Annotated in this window: 13 protein-coding genes, 7 tRNA genes and 1 pseudogene; 4 read left to right on the plus strand and 17 right to left on the minus strand. The window is 60.6% G+C overall.

Going from position 1 to position 17,438, the window contains the following annotated elements:
- Nucleotides 1-7 precede the first annotated feature (7 nt).
- The 5 genes from nfo to ACTG20_RS13560 form a co-directional block, all read right to left on the minus strand.
- Entirely contained in the window at nt 8-850 is an 843-nt protein-coding gene (nfo, locus tag ACTG20_RS13540) for a deoxyribonuclease IV (RefSeq protein ID WP_439987727.1), read from the minus strand.
- Nucleotides 851-1,157: 307 nt separating this feature from the next.
- Nucleotides 1,158-1,487 (minus strand): YbaB/EbfC family nucleoid-associated protein, encoded by a 330-nt coding sequence (locus tag ACTG20_RS13545; RefSeq protein WP_005333445.1) that lies wholly within the window; start codon nt 1,485-1,487, stop codon nt 1,158-1,160.
- Nucleotides 1,488-1,601: 114 nt separating this feature from the next.
- Complete coding sequence (gene dnaX, locus ACTG20_RS13550; protein ID WP_194496339.1) at nt 1,602-4,124, minus strand: DNA polymerase III subunit gamma/tau; 2,523 nt, start codon at nt 4,122-4,124, stop codon at nt 1,602-1,604.
- A gap of 172 nt (nt 4,125-4,296) precedes the next feature.
- Nucleotides 4,297-4,842, minus strand: coding sequence for an adenine phosphoribosyltransferase (apt, locus tag ACTG20_RS13555; RefSeq protein WP_005352403.1), 546 nt, complete (start codon nt 4,840-4,842; stop codon nt 4,297-4,299).
- A gap of 134 nt (nt 4,843-4,976) precedes the next feature.
- Complete coding sequence (locus ACTG20_RS13560) at nt 4,977-5,354, minus strand: YbaN family protein (protein ID WP_005352406.1); 378 nt, start codon at nt 5,352-5,354, stop codon at nt 4,977-4,979.
- A gap of 123 nt (nt 5,355-5,477) precedes the next feature.
- On the opposite strand from ACTG20_RS13560, the gene dusC reads away from it, so the two are divergent.
- The 3 genes from dusC to ACTG20_RS13575 all read left to right on the plus strand — a co-directional run bounded on the left by dusC (nt 5,478) and on the right by ACTG20_RS13575 (nt 7,756).
- Complete coding sequence (dusC, locus tag ACTG20_RS13565; protein ID WP_194496338.1) at nt 5,478-6,410, plus strand: tRNA dihydrouridine(16) synthase DusC; 933 nt, start codon at nt 5,478-5,480, stop codon at nt 6,408-6,410.
- Nucleotides 6,411-6,507: 97 nt separating this feature from the next.
- Entirely contained in the window at nt 6,508-6,876 is a 369-nt protein-coding gene (locus tag ACTG20_RS13570) for a TraR/DksA family transcriptional regulator (protein ID WP_005333451.1), read from the plus strand.
- A 160-nt stretch (nt 6,877-7,036) separates the two neighbouring features.
- Nucleotides 7,037-7,756: a substrate-binding periplasmic protein gene (locus ACTG20_RS13575; RefSeq protein ID WP_194496337.1), complete on the plus strand. Its 720-nt coding sequence runs from the start codon at nt 7,037-7,039 to the stop codon at nt 7,754-7,756.
- Nucleotides 7,757-7,873: 117 nt separating this feature from the next.
- Here the strand turns inward: ACTG20_RS13575 and yjjG are convergent, their stop codons facing one another.
- The 9 genes from yjjG to ACTG20_RS13620 form a co-directional block, all read right to left on the minus strand.
- Complete coding sequence (gene yjjG, locus ACTG20_RS13580; RefSeq protein ID WP_005361017.1) at nt 7,874-8,554, minus strand: pyrimidine 5'-nucleotidase; 681 nt, start codon at nt 8,552-8,554, stop codon at nt 7,874-7,876.
- Nucleotides 8,555-8,568: 14 nt separating this feature from the next.
- Nucleotides 8,569-10,068 carry a M17 family metallopeptidase gene (locus ACTG20_RS13585; RefSeq protein WP_136502211.1) on the minus strand — a complete coding sequence of 500 codons (1,500 nt, stop codon included), beginning with the start codon at nt 10,066-10,068 and terminating at the stop codon, nt 8,569-8,571.
- Nucleotides 10,069-10,239: 171 nt separating this feature from the next.
- A tRNA-Met gene (locus ACTG20_RS13590) sits at nt 10,240-10,316 on the minus strand.
- An 88-nt stretch (nt 10,317-10,404) separates the two neighbouring features.
- Nucleotides 10,405-10,481: transfer RNA gene (locus ACTG20_RS13595), tRNA-Met, on the minus strand.
- An 88-nt stretch (nt 10,482-10,569) separates the two neighbouring features.
- Nucleotides 10,570-10,646: transfer RNA gene (locus ACTG20_RS13600), tRNA-Met, on the minus strand.
- Nucleotides 10,647-10,733: 87 nt separating this feature from the next.
- A tRNA-Met gene (locus ACTG20_RS13605) sits at nt 10,734-10,810 on the minus strand.
- A gap of 87 nt (nt 10,811-10,897) precedes the next feature.
- Nucleotides 10,898-10,974: transfer RNA gene (locus ACTG20_RS13610), tRNA-Met, on the minus strand.
- 88 nt (nt 10,975-11,062) lie between these two features.
- A tRNA-Met gene (locus ACTG20_RS13615) sits at nt 11,063-11,139 on the minus strand.
- A 95-nt stretch (nt 11,140-11,234) separates the two neighbouring features.
- Nucleotides 11,235-11,311, minus strand: a tRNA-Met gene (locus ACTG20_RS13620).
- A 196-nt stretch (nt 11,312-11,507) separates the two neighbouring features.
- Between ACTG20_RS13620 and glgX the strand changes: the two are divergent.
- Nucleotides 11,508-13,570: pseudogene (glgX, locus tag ACTG20_RS13625) on the plus strand (glycogen debranching protein GlgX).
- 108 nt (nt 13,571-13,678) lie between these two features.
- Here glgX and ACTG20_RS13630 read toward each other — a convergent pair.
- The 3 genes from ACTG20_RS13630 to ACTG20_RS13640 form a co-directional block, all read right to left on the minus strand.
- Complete coding sequence (locus ACTG20_RS13630) at nt 13,679-14,398, minus strand: hypothetical protein (RefSeq protein WP_194496335.1); 720 nt, start codon at nt 14,396-14,398, stop codon at nt 13,679-13,681.
- A gap of 197 nt (nt 14,399-14,595) precedes the next feature.
- On the minus strand, nt 14,596-16,233 hold the full coding sequence (locus ACTG20_RS13635; protein WP_194496334.1) for an ATP-dependent endonuclease: 1,638 nt from the start codon (nt 16,231-16,233) through the stop codon (nt 14,596-14,598).
- Between the two features lie 262 nt (nt 16,234-16,495).
- Nucleotides 16,496-17,374 (minus strand): helix-turn-helix domain-containing protein, encoded by an 879-nt coding sequence (locus ACTG20_RS13640; RefSeq protein ID WP_194496333.1) that lies wholly within the window; start codon nt 17,372-17,374, stop codon nt 16,496-16,498.
- Nucleotides 17,375-17,438: the final 64 nt, after the last annotated feature.

Genomic DNA, 17,438 nt, shown 5'->3' on the forward strand with positions numbered 1-17,438 from the left:
CTCGGTATCACTGCGCCAGACTGCGCAACCAGCTGATCTCCTCGCCCCAGATGGACTCATCGATGGTCTCGAGGATCAGCGGAATGCGATCGAAGCGATCATCATTCATGATGTGGTGGAATACCGCCTCCCCCAGATTGCCCTCCCGCAGGCTGTGGTGGCGATCGACCCGGCTGCCGAAGGTGCACTTGGCGCCGTTGATATGCATCCCCTTGAGATAGTGAAAACCCACCGTGCGGTCGAACTCGGCAAAGACGGCAGCACAACTCTCTGCGCTACGCAGATCGTAACCGGCAGCAAAGGCGTGGCAGGTATCGAAACAGATCCCGACTCGGCTCTTGTCCTCCACCCCCTCGATGATGGTGGCGAGATGCTCGAACGACCAGCCGAGGTTGGTCCCCTGCCCGGCGGTGTTCTCAATGACTGCCGTCACCCCTTCACTGCGCTCCAGCGCCCAGTTGATGGACTCGCTCACCAGCTTGAGGCTGGCCGCCTCTGGGATCTGCTTGAGATGGCTGCCGGGATGGAAGTTCAGATAACAGAGCCCCAACTGCTCGCAGCGCTTCATCTCATCGAGAAACGCGTCACGGGATTTGGCCAGACCATCGGGATCGGGATGACCCAGATTGATGAGGTAGCTGTCGTGGGGCAGGATCTGCTCCGGCAGAAAACCGGCCTTGTCACAGGCCGCCTTGAAGGCATGGATGGTGACATCCGACAAGGGCGCCGCCTGCCACTGACGTTGATTCTTGGTAAAGAGGGCAAACGCGTTGGCCCCGATGGCCTGGGCGCGGGCGATGGTATTCTCTACCCCGCCGGCCGCACTGACGTGGGCTCCGATATATTTCATACAATCTCCTCAATACGGCAAGCCGCCATTATGCCGATCCCACCCGGCCACGCCAAACCGGGATATCCGATAGCGGGTATCGACAAATAGCGCAAGGCGCTGCGTTTCATGGCGCAATCGGCCTGTGCTGTAGCAACCTCGACCCAGAAGGGATAGTTAGAGCCCGTCCACGCCAGCATGGCGCCCATAAAAAACGCAGCGTATAGCCTGAGCAATAACGCTGCGTCTTTGGGTCTCTCGGCCGTCCTCCTTACCGTGACCCGAATGGCCAGCGACAAGGGAGCAAGAATGCGCGGGGAGAGTCGCCTTAGAACGGCATCTTGAAGCCTGGCGGCAATTGCATGCCACCGGTCAGTTCGCCCATCTTGGCTTTGTTCTGCTCTTCCACGCGACGCACGGCATCGTTGCACGCGGCGGCGACCAGATCTTCCAGCAGTTCCTTGTCATCTTCCATCAGGGAGGGATCGATCTCGATGCGACGGACACTGTGGCTACCGGTCATGGTGACCTTGACCATGCCAGCACCGGCTTCACCGGTCACTTCCATCTGAGCCAGCTGCTCCTGCGCCTTCTGCATACGCTCTTGCATCTGTTGGGCCTGTTTCATCAGGTTCCCCATTCCACCTTTACCAAACATATGTCGTCTCTCGTCTTGAAATCCGGCATCCAGCGCCGGGCTGTGGGCTTGTCTGTCCTAGATGGGGACAGCCAAACTACTTTTCAACCGGAAGCAAGCTCCCGGCCACGGAATTTAGCGGTTGAGGGGCTCGATGCTCTCGTGATGAAGCACGGCACCAAACCGCTGAACTAAAAACTGCACGTTGGGATCCTGCTCCAGATCCCGGGTCACCTGCTCCCGCACCCCGAGATAAAGGCGATGTTCGATCTCGAGGGGGGTCTCCTGGTCAGGCACCACACCAAGCGTCACCTCGACCTGCACCGGTTGCCCCAGCGCTGGCCCGATGATCTCGGCCAGATCGGCGCGCGCCTTGTCGCTCACCAGATGGCGCTGCTCGGGCTTGAGGGTTAGCAGTACCTTGTCCCCTTCCCGCGTCATCACCGAGTTGATGGCCAGCTGGCGCAGCCGCCCTCCCACCTGAGTGTGAGCGATCAACTCGGCCCAAGGGTCGCCGCAACCATTGAGCAGCGAGGAGGGGATAAGGCGAGTCGCCTCTCCCTCTTGCGGCTCGCTGTCGCTCTCGAGCTCATCCCAGTCGATGGTCTCCATCACCGGCTGAACGGGCTCATCCTGCGTCACAGGGGTAGCAGCCACCGCCGTGCTTGCAACGGGCGGCTGGGTCGCAGGGGCTGGCGTCACCGCAGGCGCCGCAGCGCTGCGCTCGCCGGGTCGATAGCTCGGCTGCCCGTCGAGATCCCAAGGTGGCAGATCGGTTGGCTGGGCCGGTGCCGTGACAGGGGCGTGGCTCATCACCTGAGTCTGCTCGGCAAAGCCCTGATTGAGGTACTCCTCGTATTCCCCGTTGTCACCCTGCGGCTCGTAACCGTCGCCATAGAGATCCACCGGCGGCAGATCATCATAGTGACCCATCGCCGCCATCCCCTGCCCGACCGATTGGCTGACCGGAGCAGGTTGTTGGGTGACGGCCGGTGCAGCAGCGGGCGCAACAGGGCGAGCTGGCGCAACCGGCACCGCGCGCGGCGCGGGCGCCGCCGGGGCATCCTGACCACGCTGGCGGCTGCGCAGCATATTGCGCTTGCCGAGCAGGCTCTGCATGCTCGAGACCGTCGAAACAGGTTCAAGTTCGGCTGTTGGCTCAGGTGTCGCAGTCAGCGGCTCGCCACCCAGGGCAGGCTGCACAGCCAGCTCCTGCACCGCAGGCTGGGTTGACTCGGGTTGATAGCCCATGTCGGCGGCCTCGCGCAGCAGCTCATCCTGCTGACTGAACAGATCGGCGGCTTGCGCCTCCTCCTCGCTGTCAGCGGGGTTACCGATGTCATCCACCATCGAAGGCAGGGAGACATCAACCGCGGGCACGGCACTGGTGGCAACAGGGCTGGCTAGCGGTGCAGGCACGGCGCCGCTGATCGGTGCAGGCACGGCGCCGCTGATCGGTGCCACTGCGGCCGATTCAGCGGCCGGGCGCTTTCCCGGCAAGGAGGCTACCGGCGTGGCACTGCTCGTCATTGACGGGGGCAGCGCCGTGAGGCTGGCCGGATGCAGGGCATCGCGCCTTGGGGAGAAGGCGAGCATCCGCAGGCAGGTCATCTCCAGCGCGGTGCGGCCATCGGGGGCCCAGGGCAGATCTTTACGACCACCCAGCACAATCTGGTAGCAGAGCTGCACCTCTTCCGGGCTCATCGCCTTGGCCAGTTGCAGCAGGGAATCGGCATCCGCCCCCTGCTCCTGCACGCTGGCAGGCAGCAGCTGCGCCATAGCGATGCGATGGAGCAAGCCTTCCAGCTCGGCGTGGAGCTGATCAAAATCGGGGCCCAGGGTGGCGATCTCGGTGATCTTGGCCATGGTCGCGGGGGCATCTTGCCGCAAAATGGCTTCCAGCAGCTGGTGCAGATGGCGGTGATCGAGCGTGCCCAGCATCGCCAGCACACTCTCGAGGCGCACGCTGCCGTTACCGTGGGCCAGCGCCTGATCGGTCAAGCTCAGGGCATCGCGCATACTGCCGTCAGCGGCTTTGGCCAAAGCCAGTAGGGCGCGGGGCTCGAAGGGCTGCCCCTCCTGATCCAGCACCCATTCGAGCTGCTTGGCAATCTGGGTCTGATCCAGACTCTTCAGATGAAACTGCAGGCAGCGCGAGAGAATGGTAATGGGCAGCTTCTGCGGATCCGTGGTGGCCAGCAGAAACTTCACATAGGGAGGCGGCTCTTCCAGGGTTTTCAGCAGCGCGTTGAAGCTGTGGCGCGACAACATGTGCACTTCATCGATGAGGTAGACCTTGAAGCGGCCGCGGGCCGGACGGTACTGCACGTTGTCGAGCAGCTCGCGGGTATCTTCCACCTTGGTTCGCGACGCCGCGTCAATCTCCAGCAAGTCGACAAAGTTGCCCTGATCGATCTCGCGGCAGGTATCGCAGACGCCACACGGGTGGCTGCTGATCCCCTGCTCGCAGTTGAGGCTCTTGGCCAGAATACGGGCGATGGTGGTCTTGCCGACCCCGCGGGTACCGCTCAGCAGATAGGCGTGATGCAGCCGTCCCTGATCCAGGGCGTTGGTCAAGGCGGTCAGCACATGTTGCTGGCCTACCACTTGTTCAAACGTATGGGGGCGCCATTTACGCGCCAGAACCTGATAGCTCATAAATCCATCATGCTGGGAAGACAGGGCATTGAGTCCGGATGCTAACACAAATGGCGGGCTGGCTGTATCGGCTATCGGTGAGAGCGGGAGGGATCGCTTGATTTTCAAACCGATGCCCGCAAGGGCACCGGTTCAATGCAGGCCCGATGCAGAGGATCGGGCCGAAGAGGCATTACTCGCCGGCCAGCTCGACCAGTGAGACCACCTTGATGCCAGCGGCAGTCAGGCGGGCATCGCCCCCCAGAGACGGCAGGGAGATGATGAAGGCCGCATCGGCAACTTCACCACCGGCACGGCGGATCAGCTTGACGGTCGCATCGACGGTACCACCGGTCGCCAGCAGATCGTCCACGACCAGCACCTTGTCACCGGGCACTATGGCATCGGTGTGCAGTTGCAGGGTGTCGGTGCCGTACTCAAGGGCATAGGACTCCTCGATCACTTCGCGCGGCAGCTTGCCCGGCTTGCGGACCGGCACGAAGCCCAGCCCCATGGCATAGGCAACCGGCGCGCCAAAGATGAAGCCGCGAGCTTCGGTGCCAACAATCTTGGTGATCCCTTGATCACGATAATGATTGGCCAGCAGATCGATGGTGGCCTTGAAGGCCTCGGCGTTCTCGATCAGGCTGGTGATGTCACGAAACAGAATGCCCGGCTTCGGATAGTCGGGAATGGTCTTGATGCTTGCTTCGATAAATTTCAGGGTTTCCGGATTCATGTGTTGACCGCTTATTTTTTTGACCCAGGGGTGGCCATTTTTTCTCAATTCCCTTCTGCGGGAAATAAAAAAGCCTGTCACGCAAAAATGACAGGCCGACTCCATAGCATTATTGCTGCAATAGCTTAGGGACTTCACTTCACCATTGCAACTGGCTCCAGCACCGGCAGGCGCATTAACCAGGTGAGCAAGATCACCATTATGACAACCAGCAACCCCTTTACCCACAGCAGTGGCACCACCGCCAGTGACACCGAAAAGGTGAGCAAAATAAAGATAATGGCGCGCCGTCTGGCCTGACGACGAATGCCGCGATACTGCTGCCAATCCACGATGGGCGGGCCAAACCAGGGATGGGTCAACAGCCAGCGATGAAAACGGGGCGATGAGCGGGCAAACAGGGCAGCGGCCAGCAACATGAAGGGGGTAGTCGGCAAGAGCGGCAGCACAATGCCCACGATACCAGTGGCAAATGCCAGCCACCCGAGCGCCATCAGACACCAACGCTTCATTCATTCTCCTTGCGTGATTTATCTCCCTCTAGCCTAACAGAGTTTGAGCGGGTGCTGACAGCGGGCCGCAACCCCACTACAATCTGCGCTCTTTTTTCTTGCCACTCTCGTCGGAAAGCCGTTATGCGCGTTATTTTGGCCCCCATGCAGGGGGTACTGGATCACCTGATGCGGGAGGTACTCACCTCCGTCAATGATTACGATCTCTGCGTGAGCGAGTTTATCCGGGTCGTCGATCAGCTGCTGCCCGCCAAGGTGTTCTACCGCCTCTGCCCTGAACTGCTGCAAGATGGCAAAACCCGCGCAGGCACCCCGGTGCGGGTCCAACTGCTGGGGCAACACCCCGAGTGGCTGGCCGAGAACGCCTTGCGCGCCATCGAGCTGGGCTCCCCCGGCGTCGATCTCAACTTCGGCTGTCCCGCCCCAACGGTCAACAAGAGCAAGGGCGGTGCGGTGCTGCTCAAAGAGCCCGAGACCATCTACCGCATCGTCAAGGCGGTGCGCGAGGCGGTGCCCGCCCATCTGCCGGTGAGCGCCAAAATTCGCCTCGGTTACGATGACAAGGATCTCTATCTGGAGAACGCTCAGGCGGTCTTCCAGGGGGGCGCCAACGAGCTGGCCGTTCATGCGCGCACCAAGCGCGAAGGGTACAAGGCCCCCGCCCACTGGGAGTATGTGGATGCCATTCGCCGCGCCCTGCCCATCCCCGTCACCGCCAACGGCGAGATTTGGGATCATAAAGATGCCCTCGCCTGCGCCAGGGTCTCGGGTTGCGATGCCCTGATGGTCGGGCGCGGCGCCATCTCCCTGCCCAATCTGGCCAACGTGATGAAAACCGGCTGCCCGCACATGAGCTGGGCCGAGGTGCTGCAGTTGATGGTGAGCTATACCGAGCAGGATCTGGCCAGCGAAAAAGCCGACTACTACCCCAGCCGCATCAAACAGTGGTTCAGCTATCTCAAGCGGGAATATCCCGAAGCGGACCTGCTGTTTCAGGAGATCCGGGTGCTCAAAGAGACGGATCCGATCCGCGATGCCCTGCTAAGCCACAGCTAACCACGTTTAACTTGACGCATATCATCTTGATAAAGTTATCGGATCCCTATACTGCCCCGAATCTGTCGTCTGTCCTGTGGGGGATAATGTGTGTGAAATGACGCAAGCACAGTTGACTGTCTGGCGTAATCGCCTGCTGTCAGACTGGGCCCAAGTACGAGAAACGCTGATCGGTCAGCTTAAAGCCTGCCGCCGTGACGAGTGGGCCGAGCAGGTCGGTCACTGCGAGCAGGATCAACTGGTGGAACTGACCAGCCGGCTGGATCTGCCGAAGGTTGAGCAGAGCGTGGCCCGCCTCAAGCGGATCGATGCGGCACTCTGCCAGATGGATCTTGGCCTCTATGGCCTCTGCTCCGATTGTGAAGAGCCACTGTCCATCGAACAGCTGGAACAGGATCCGACCCTGCAACGCTGCCCGCGCTGTGAAACCCGTTATCGCAAGGGATTCCACGCCCACGAACTGTGAGGGATGCACATCTGTGCATCCGCTCAACCCTCAGCACTGGTTACTCCGTCGTTCCTGTCCAATACTCACCGTATCAGCCTGTTCGAGGGTATGCGTTGTGTACAGACTCTTGTTGTTATGGTGTTTGTGTTGCCAGGCTACGGCACAGGAGTCATTGGTCGTGGGCTGGGTCGACTGGCAGCCCTTCAGTTATCGCAATGAACAGCAACAGCTCCGCGGACTGGATGTGGAGCTGCTCAACGCCATCTTCCTGCGGGCCGGTTACCGGGCCAAATTCAATGAAATGCCTTGGGCTCGCGTGCTGCACGAGCTGAAATTCGGCACGGTTCAGCTGACCATGTCAGCCAATATCACCGCCGAGCGGCAGCAATATGCCCGCTTCAGCCACCCCTATCGGGAAGAAGAAACGGCCATCGTCATCCGTCGGCAAGATGCCGATCGCTGGCGCGGGATCACCACCCTGGAGCAGTTGATCAACACCCCTGACTTTCATATCGGGGTGCTCAAGGGCTTTGATTACGGCAATACCTTCCGCCAGTTGATGGCAAGGCCCGAGCTGCAGCCCCGTCTGCAGATGCGCCTGCGGCTGGACCAGTTACTGAAGATGTTGCAAGGGGGTCGGATCCAGGGGTTTATTCTGGATCCCCACGGACTGCAGGAGTGGCAGGGTAAGGATGGCGTACAGGACAAGCTGTATATTCTGCTGCATATCGAACTGACACCAGTTCACCTGATGCTGAGCAAAGAGAGCACCACAGAGGCGCAACTGCAGCGGATCAATCAGGCTATCGATCAATTGAAACAGAGCCCCGACTATCAGCAGATCCTCGATCGTTACCAGTTCAGATCCCTGCATTCACAGGAAAACACCCACAAGTAAGGGGAGCATCTGCTCCCCTTACTGTCTCAAGCAAACCCAATCCTGTTTCAAACAACCCTGGTTGCAACTTGCCAGGACGTTTTGGTCACCGATAACGTGATGGGTTAAGCCTGGCTATCAGCGTCCCAGCACAATGTCTGCAAGGTGGGCGAAGTGGTGGATTTCGTGGGTGGCATCGCACTCGCCCGCTTGCCGCGCCGGGTTGTACCAGCAGGTTGCCAGCCCCTGCGCCGCCGCCCCGGCAATATCGGTTTTCGGGTTATCCCCCACCATCAGCACCCGGGCCGGATCTGGCTGCCCCATCAGGGAGAGGGTGTGCTGGAAAATAGCTGGCGCCGGCTTGGTCACCCGGATCTCGTCGGAGATCACCAGCGGCTCGAACCACTCGCTCCAGCCCAGTTTGCCGAGCCGCCCCCGCTGAGGCACGCTGAAACCATTGGTAATGATCCCCATCCGCACCTTGCTGCGCAGCTGCTGCAGGGTCTCGACCACCCCTTCGAGAGGCATGCTAAGGGCAATGATTTGCTCCAGAAAGGTGTTGTTCATCGCCATGGGATCGGCGGAAACCTGCTGGGCAAAGAGGGAGAAGCGGGTCTGCTGTAACGCCGTTGCATCGATCTCGCCGTCGTTGTACTGCTGCCAGAGCCCATGGTTGAGGGCGTGGTACTGCGCCATGCTGGCGTCATCAGCCTGTACACCATAGATCTGCAGGGTGTGCGTCAGCGCAGAGGCGACCGGAAAATCGAGCAGGGTTTCATCCAAATCGAACAGCACCCAGTCATAGCTTGGTTGTTTCACAGAAATCCTTGTAATCATTCAGATTGTTCAGAGGCTTGGCGACCAACTCTGCCAAGCGGGCTGGCCAGCAGATCCAGCGTGAGACGCACGCCGAAGCCGGTCACTTCGCTGGAGACCACCCCATTGCCCCCCTTGTTGCGAAAACCGCTCAGGTCGAAGTGCAGCCAGGGGGTCTGCTCGGGCACGAAGTGGGCGAGGAAACGGGCCGCATCGATGTGATCCGGCGAACTGCCCGGCGCACACTGCAACAGATCGGCCCACTCGCTCTCGATGTTGTCGTCGTAATCGTCATCAAGCGGGAAGGGCCAGATCCGCTCACCGCTGCGCTGACCCAGATTGACCAGCGATGTCATCCATTCGCTGCGATTGGTAAAGACGCCGCTGTAGCGGCTACCCAGCGCCCGTTTGCAGGCCCCGGTCAGGGTCGCGTAATCGAGCAGCAGATCCGGGGTATCCTGCACCGCCATCGCCAGTGTATCGGCCAATACCATTCGCCCTTCGGCATCGGTATCGACCACCTCGATGGAGGTGCCATTGATGGCAGTCACCACCTCGCCGGGGCGATAGGCATGAGGGCCGATATGGTTCTCGGCAATGGCCAGCCAGCAGTGTACCTCGTAGGGTAGCTGAGCTCGGCTGATAGCGTAGAGGGCCCCCAGCGCCACTGCACTCCCCCCCATGTCCAGATGCATGCCATACATGCTGCCGGAGACCTTGAGGTTGTAACCGCCAGAGTCGTGGCAGATCCCCTTGCCCACCAACGCAATGCGGCGCACCGGCTTGGGTGGATAGTAGCTGAGCTTGACCATGGCCCCCTGATTGTCTTCCGAGCCACGAGCAACGGCCAGAAACGCCCCCGCCCCCAACTCGGCCAGCTGCGCCTGATCATAGTGATGGCACTGCCACCCCTCATCTTGCGCCAGCTTGCTGACAAACTCGCGATAGCTGGCGGCAGTCAGCTCGGAGGCAGGCAACACCGCCAGATGGCGAGCCAGCCCGTTGCCCCCCGCTTCGCTGTAAAGGCGTGCCAAGTCCAGCACCACCGCGGGTGAAACCTTGATCTGCTGATAGCTCCAGCTGCTTTCACTGCGGCGCTTGCTGGTGGGCAACGAAATATTGGCGGCAAGCAGGGCCGACAACATCACTTCGGCCAGCATCACTCGCTCGGAGGGAGAAAAACCTTCCAGATGCAGCCCGAGCCGCTCCACATTGAGCCCCGAAAGAGGAGCAATCCAGCCTCTGATCTGTTTATAGAGGCGGTGATCCCGCGTCACACTGCCGGCCACAAACATCACCTGCAACAGGGTATTGCCATGCATCAGGGTAAAGGGCGCTTTTTTCCCCAGCGCAAGCTGGGTCTGGAGACCCGCAAGAGCGGGGAGCGAAAGCAAGGACTCCTTCTGCTCTTCGGCGATCAGCAGCAGTTGCAACGGCAGCCCCTGGGCAAGGGCTTCGGCCAGCGTGGCATCCCGGCTTTCAATAGCAGGAGGAAGATAGGTGAAGGGAGTGATCACAGGCGCGTGCCTCATCCATGAAGAGATACCTGATGATACCCAACAAATGGTTGATACGACCAGTTTTGGTCTTGAAAAAGCGTCAGAAATAACAGCAATCACCAGATGGTGACGAGCATCAAGAAGGATTGTTCAATGATTGGCAATGCAGGAAGGGAACATACAGAAAGTTGGTTGCGGGGGCCGGATTTGAACCGACGACCTTCGGGTTATGAGCCCGACGAGCTACCGAGCTGCTCCACCCCGCGTCCGAATTGTCACCCTCAAGCCGAGCAGTAGCTTGGTGGCGTTTGTCTGCTTTCGACTGTTTACACAATCACAAGCTGACGAAAGAGTTGGTTGCGGGGGCCGGATTTGAACCGACGACCTTCGGGTTATGAGCCCGACGAGCTACCGAGCTGCTCCACCCCGCGTCCGAATTGTCACCCTCAAGCCGAGCAGTAGCTTGATGGCGTTTGTCTGCTTTCGACTGTTTACACAATCGCACGCTGACGAAAAAGTTGGTTGCGGGGGCCGGATTTGAACCGACGACCTTCGGGTTATGAGCCCGACGAGCTACCGAGCTGCTCCACCCCGCGTCCGAATTGTCACCCTCAAACCGAGCAGTAGCTTGATGGCGTTTGTCTGCCTTCGACTGTTTACACAATCGCAAGCTGACGAAAAGTTGGTTGCGGGGGCCGGATTTGAACCGACGACCTTCGGGTTATGAGCCCGACGAGCTACCGAGCTGCTCCACCCCGCGTCCGAATTGTCACCCTCAAGCCGAGCAGTAGCTTGATGGCGTTTGTCTGCCTTCGATTGTTTACGCAATCGCAAGCTGACGAAAAGTTGGTTGCGGGGGCCGGATTTGAACCGACGACCTTCGGGTTATGAGCCCGACGAGCTACCGAGCTGCTCCACCCCGCGTCCGAATTGTCACCCCCAAGCCGAGCAGTAGCTTGTTGGCGTTTGTCTGCCTTCGACTGTTTATACAATCGCAAGCTGACTAAAGAGTTGGTTGCGGGGGCCGGATTTGAACCGACGACCTTCGGGTTATGAGCCCGACGAGCTACCAAGCTGCTCCACCCCGCGTCCGAATTTTTTCTCGAAGTGGCCGAGCAGTAGCCAGTTCGATTTCTCCTTTCCCACCAACCGGTTACACCGACTTGACTGGTCAGGATCTCAGATGGTTGCGGGGGCCAGATTTGAACTGACGACCTTCGGGTTATGAGCCCGACGAGCTACCGGGCTGCTCCACCCCGCGTCTGAGGTCGCCAATAATAGGCGCCAGCGCACAGATTGCAAGTAAATATCTCAAAAAAAGTTTATTCGTAGATTAATCGGACAAATAGTGCGGTCATTAGCAGCATCATGCTGTTTTTTCAGGCAATCGAGTCCTTGCCAGGCATCCGGCACTACACTCAATAGGGTGAACACTCCTCATTTTGGGTAGGTAGAATATGCGCATCTCCGCCGGTCACTGCCGTCAGTTGGGGGCCACACCCGACAGTAACGGCGTCAACTTTGCGATCTGGGCACGCCTCGCCAGCCGGGTCGAACTGCTGCTCTTCGCAAGCGCAGACGATGCGACCCCCAGGTGATCCCCCTCTCCCCGCGCCTTAACCGCACCGCCTACTACTGGCATATCCATGTTGAGGGGATCTCGGTCGGGCAACGTTATGCCTATCGCATTCAGGGCCCGTGGCGCCCATATGGCGGCACCCGCTTCGATGCCGAGAAGGTGTTGCTCGACCCTTACGGCCGCAGCATCGAGCTTGGCGCCAATTACGATCGATGGGCGGCGGCCCATCCAGGCAGCAATCTGGCTTGTTGCGCCAAGAACAAGGTGGTCGATACTCGCCACTACGACTGGGAAGGAGACAAACTGCCCGCTCACTCCCTCTCCCGCTCGGTGATCTACGAGCTGCATCTGGGGGGCTTTACCAAGTCCCCAAGCTCCGGGGTCGATCCGGCGCTGCGTGGCACCTATCTCGGATTGATTGAGAAGATCCCCTACCTGCAATCTCTCGGCGTCACCGCCGTCGAGCTGCTGCCGGTGTTCCAGTTCGATCCTCAGGATGCGCCCAAAGGACTCTCCAATTACTGGGGTTACAGCCCCATGTCCTTTTTCGCTCCGCACGCCCAATACGCCTGCGGAGATGATCCATTGACCGAATTTCGCGACATGGTCAAGGCGCTACACAAGGCCAATATCGAGGTGATCCTGGACGTGGTTTACAACCACACCGCCGAGGGGGGTGATGATGGCCCCACCTTCTCGTTTCGCGGCATCGACAACGAGGCCTACTACATCCTCGACAACAACCAGAAGGACACCAACTATTCGGGCTGCGGCAACACCTTCAACGGCGCCCATCCGGTGGTGCTGCGGATGATCATGGACAGCCTCCACTTCTGGCGTCAGGAGATGCACGTCGATGGCTTTCGGTTTGATCTGGCTGCCATTCTGTCACGTGATGAATCGGGTCAGCCGCAGGCCAATGCGCCTACCCTGCGCACCATAGATACCGACCCCAACATCGCCGACATCAAGCTGATTGCCGAAGCCTGGGACGCGGGGGGGCTCTATCAGGTGGGGTCACTGGCCGGCGCCCGCTGGCGTGAGTGGAACGGCCAGTTCCGGGATGATGTGCGCCGCTTTCTGCGCGGGGATGACAACAGCGTCACCGCCTTTGTCGAGCGGCTCTGCGGCAGTCCCGACATCTACCACTATCACCACGCCGATCCCGAGAAAAGCATCAACTTCGTTACCTGCCACGACGGTTTTACCCTGTGGGACTGGGCCAGTTACAACAGCAAACACAACGAGGCCAACGGGGAGGAGAACCGTGACGGCTGCGATCACAACTTCAGCTGGAACCACGGCCACGAAGGGGTGACGGAAGATCCCCAGATCAACGCCCTGCGGATGCGTCAGGCCAAAAACATGATGGTGGCGACCCTGCTCTCGGTGGGCTCCCCCATGCTGCTGATGGGAGACGAGCTGCTGCGCACCCAGCGGGGCAACAACAACGGCTACTGTCAGGACAACGCCACCTGCTGGATGAACTGGCTGCCCAATGCCCGCAGTCAGGAGATGTTCCGCTTTATGAAGGAGCTGATCCAGTACCGCAAACACCTGTTCCAGCGCCCGGAGCAGGAGAGCATGCCGCTGTCGCTCACCGAGATCCTGCGCCACAGCGAGATCTGCTGGCACGGGGTCAACGCCGGGCAACCGGATTTCAGCCCCCACTCCCACGCCATCGCCATGTCAGCGCTGTCGAGCGAAACCAAGCTGGCGCTCTATGTGCTGTTCAACGCCTACTGGGAGCCCCTCACCTTCAACCTGCCGAGCCCGCCCAAGGGGGTCGGCGGCTACTGGCGGCGGATCCTCGATACCGCCCTCCCCTCGCCGCAAGATATCTGCACCTTCGGCATGCCGCTGGAGGGATTGACCCGCGAATATCTGGCCCAGCCGCGCAGCAGTTGCCTCTTTATCTGCGGGGCCGACGACTTCTATTGATCGATAGCTGCTGCTTGATTGCTGCTAATGGATTGCTGCGATTCCAGCAAACCAGATATGCAAAAGCCCCGAGCCAAGGCTCGGGGCTTTCTCTTTTCAACGCCAGTGTCAGATCAGCTGGTGCAACACGCTGGTAGCGGCAATCTGGGCGATCAGCAGGCCACACAGGGAGGTGGAGACCACAACAGGCGCGGTATCACGCTGCAAGTAGAGTGGGCTGAACCAGAGCAGCAGAGAGGCCACCAGCAGCGCTGCCTGGGTCACCACCGCCGGGATCAGGGCATCGAGATTGGCCTCACCCCCTTGCCAGCCCACCAGCACTGCCAGCCAGACAAGGCTGGCCATCGCCCCCACCAGACCGGCCAGTGGCAACAGGGTGTTGAATGCCTTGAGACGATGACGGGCCCGCAGCAGCATCAGGTGGGCAAAGGCCGCCCCCAGCATCGCCATCTGCAGCAGACCACTCACCCAGCCCTGCAGTTGCAGCAGCCCGAAGCCATAGAGAGCGAGCGGCAACCCTGGTAGCCAGAGCAGTGTCGAGGGGACTGAACGCTTGCCCTCCAGCCGTGACTGAGCCAGTGACAAGCCGACTCCGAGCACCAGTGCGCCCCCACCACTCCAGATGAGCCAGCTGGCCGCCTTGGCCTCTACCGCCAGCATCAGGGAGAGCGCGGTAATGACCCAGATGGAGAAGAGCTGCTGACTGATGCGCGAGCGCTGGCCAGGGCAGATATCACCGCGCCACAGCACGATGCCGAGGGCGATCAGGGCGCCAAGCGCCATCAATCCGGTGAGAGGAAAGAGCCAAAAAGGGAGTTGGACGAACACGACGCCTCCAGCAGTAAAGATTCGAGGTGCGCCACCGGGGCGCCAGAGAGGGGCGAGTATACCCAAACCGAGGGCTATCCCCAATCGCGACAAACAATCGTGGGCAAACAATCCGGGGCAATTTCCGCCAGCAGGGCCCACCTTGAAGGGCGCCCTGCTGGCAGCCATGCCCATAGTGACGGGATGCGGTGGTGGCGTTAGCCCTGACCGCGGGCCAGCGCCACCACCCGGGCAAACATCTGGCGGATCACCGGCGGAATATGTTCGGCGCCGAGCCGCTCCGCCTCTTCCACCACCGCCAGCGCCATTCCCGGCTTGCTGCGGTGATGGATCGCCTTGTTGATGATGTGACTGGCGCTCCACATGGCGCGCCCGCCCACCCCCGCCTCGCGACGAAACACAGCTTCAAAACCGTTGTGATAGAGGTAGTGCTCGATGTCGGCGGCAGGGAGCTGGGTCAGTCGGTCCCGCTCCCGCTCTCCCTTGAGCTGGCCCCGGGCCGAGGTGGCATACTTGAGCCCCGCCTCGTCGCCATCGGTCAGCAGGTGCCACTCGATGCCAAAATCCCGCGCCACCTTGATAAGCGGCGACTGGCCGCACTGGGCAAACTCGATAATCCGCACCCCTTCGGCCCGCAAACTGTAACCGCAGATCTGGGCCAGCTCGGAGAGCAGCCAGATCTCGGTCTCCCCCTCCACCAGCAGCCAGCAGCGGGCAAACAGCGACATGGGGCGGTTGATCCGCACGTGGAAGGCGATCTTGCGCAGATCGTCGCTGCTGTAACGCTCGCCCCCCAGCTGGTGACAGAGGATATCCTGCTGACGGCGCACCAGCCGCCGCACCTGATTGAGCGGCAGGGAAGAGAGCAAGTCCCCCGAGTTGGTGGTGAGCAACTTCTGGCCCGGCAATTGTTCCAGCAGCCCCCACGCCAGCGCCAGCATGGTCGGATGCAGCCGGCTCTCCGGGTCCTCCAGGATCATGATGGGACGGGCCCCCTCCTCCAGCTCGCGGTTGCCCCGCGCCTGCAGCAGGGTGGCCGCCATCCCCGCCATCGCCAGTTGCAGTGCGCGGTTGTCGGCGCGGCGCAGCAGGGTATGCAGGTTGCCAGGATTGCGCAATGTCATGGGGCGATTGATGATGTCGCGCTGACTGCGCGGCTTGTTCTTGATGGGGGCCAGGGCGTTGAAGTAGTGATCCATCAGCTGGCGCACCGCCTGCAACGCCTCTTTGAGCTCCGGCTCGCCGATCCGCTGGGGTTCGTCGATCAGCTTGTCCGCCAGCTCGCTCAGGCGATGCTCGGAGAGATCACCCCACTGCAATGTCTCCACCCCGTTGCGAGCGGTACGAGCGTCCCGCAGCCGGAACACCGGGTTCATGGTGATGAGCATGCAGACCAGCTCGTGGGTGTTGGCGATGGGCAGGCTCTTGCCTACCCCGTCGAGAAAGTCGTGAATGGTGAGCACAGAGCCATCCGCCTGCAGCTCGGCGCTGGCGCGATAGTGAATGCGGTGGAATTTGTCCTTGTGCAGCACCCAGGAGGGGCAAAGACGGGCCAGCCGACGGGAGTGCTGACACATCTGGGGTCTGTGCTCACTGAAGGTGAGCACCAGTTGCAGGTGGCGCGCCGGGACCAGTTCGGGATCTTCCGGTTGGTGAAAATCCTCGGCGGTGAACTGATAGGGCTCGGCATCCTGCCCCAGCAGACACCAGAGGGCGCGCAGCAGGCTCGATTTACCCCAGGTATTCTCACCAATCAGCACTGTGGTCTGATCCAGCCCGAGCGACAGGCGATTAATCCCGCGAAAACCTTTTACTTCAATACGTTCCAGAAACATCCAGCCATGTCCACATCATTGTGATGGGGCAATAGTGGCAAAGTTACCGGAAAAATCCTATCGCAGGCGGGGCTTTTTCAACGTGAACTGTGAGGCACTGCAGGTTCGGGAGGGGTAACAACAGCGGTGCGATCTTGCGGGGCATTCCAGTGGCTGAACCAGAGATGACGGGTACGGATTTGACGTTTGCGATAATTCAATGGGCATTCCTTTCAATGGATAAGTGGTAGAGAGTACACCTCTTTTGCCCAAAGTCTCAGGGTTATCTGTGACGAGAAGATGACAATTGCGCCCGCCACTGCCCCGGCGTCAAACCAAACGCCTCGCGAAAACGATTACCGAAATGGGCCTGGGAAGAGAAGCCACACTGACTGGCGATGCTGGCCAGCGGCTCGGGGCCAGCCAACAGCTGCTTGGCCCGTTTGAGCCGCAGCCCAAGCAGATAACGATGGGGCGGGCAGCCGAGACTCTGACCGAACATGCGGGCAAAGTGATACTCGCTCAGCCCCGCCTGCTGGGCCAGCTCTGCCAGCGTGACCGAATCGGCCAGATGGGCCTGCAGATACTCCTGCACCCGTTTGATCACCACGGGCGCCAGCCCACCGCGTAGAGGCGGCAGACCGGGAGCCTCCTCGGTGTGGTGGCGATAGGCGTGGAGGATCAACATCCAGGCGCCGTGGGAGAGTGCCAACCGATCGACCCCGTGCTGCCACTGAAGCGGCATCAACTGGCGCTGCACCAGTCCGGCCGCCTGCGGATCGTCGATAAAGGTCTTGTCCACCAGTTGCAGGTGGCGCCCCTCCTTGTCACACACCTCCTCGGCGATACGGGTGAGGTGAGCCGGGGTGAAGTAGAGATGAAAGAAGCGAAACTCTTCGCGCACCAGCCACTCGGATCTGTGGTGATCCGGCATGATGCACACCTTGCCGGTGCCGCCGTGGCCACCCGGCCCATCGAGTCGCTCGGTCTGCTCGCCTCCTTGCAGATAGACGCTCAGGGTGTGGTGGCCCGGCTTGTGATAGCGGGTCTGGTCATAGCAGTTGCGCCAACTGGCGACGCCAAGCCCGGGTTCGAGCCAGCAGGCGTCCTCCAGCCGGGCGCCGGTGCTGACCAGTGCATCAAATACCCCTGCTGTTTTCATTCGCCCCTGCCGCCTGTTCCGGTGTACATGTTATGCCGCTGCCATCCATCTTACCGACCGCGCC

It is taken from the genome of Aeromonas sp. 84A (assembly GCF_051919345.1).
Lineage (GTDB): Bacteria > Pseudomonadota > Gammaproteobacteria > Enterobacterales > Aeromonadaceae > Aeromonas > Aeromonas veronii.

What these genes read in the sequence shown, in the direction of transcription:
- nfo (WP_439987727.1), bottom strand. Translation starts at nt 850, where the DNA reads ATGAAATATATCGGAGCCCACGTCAGTGCGGCCGGCGGGGTAGAGAAT.
- ACTG20_RS13545 (WP_005333445.1), bottom strand. Translation starts at nt 1,487, where the DNA reads ATGTTTGGTAAAGGTGGAATGGGGAACCTGATGAAACAGGCCCAACAG.
- dnaX (WP_194496339.1), bottom strand. Translation starts at nt 4,124, where the DNA reads ATGAGCTATCAGGTTCTGGCGCGTAAATGGCGCCCCCATACGTTTGAA.
- apt (WP_005352403.1), bottom strand. Translation starts at nt 4,842, where the DNA reads ATGAATCCGGAAACCCTGAAATTTATCGAAGCAAGCATCAAGACCATT.
- ACTG20_RS13560 (WP_005352406.1), bottom strand. Translation starts at nt 5,354, where the DNA reads ATGAAGCGTTGGTGTCTGATGGCGCTCGGGTGGCTGGCATTTGCCACT.
- dusC (WP_194496338.1), top strand. Translation starts at nt 5,478, where the DNA reads ATGCGCGTTATTTTGGCCCCCATGCAGGGGGTACTGGATCACCTGATG.
- ACTG20_RS13570 (WP_005333451.1), top strand. Translation starts at nt 6,508, where the DNA reads ATGACGCAAGCACAGTTGACTGTCTGGCGTAATCGCCTGCTGTCAGAC.
- ACTG20_RS13635 (WP_194496334.1), bottom strand. Translation starts at nt 16,233, where the DNA reads ATGTTTCTGGAACGTATTGAAGTAAAAGGTTTTCGCGGGATTAATCGC.
- ACTG20_RS13640 (WP_194496333.1), bottom strand. Translation starts at nt 17,374, where the DNA reads ATGAAAACAGCAGGGGTATTTGATGCACTGGTCAGCACCGGCGCCCGG.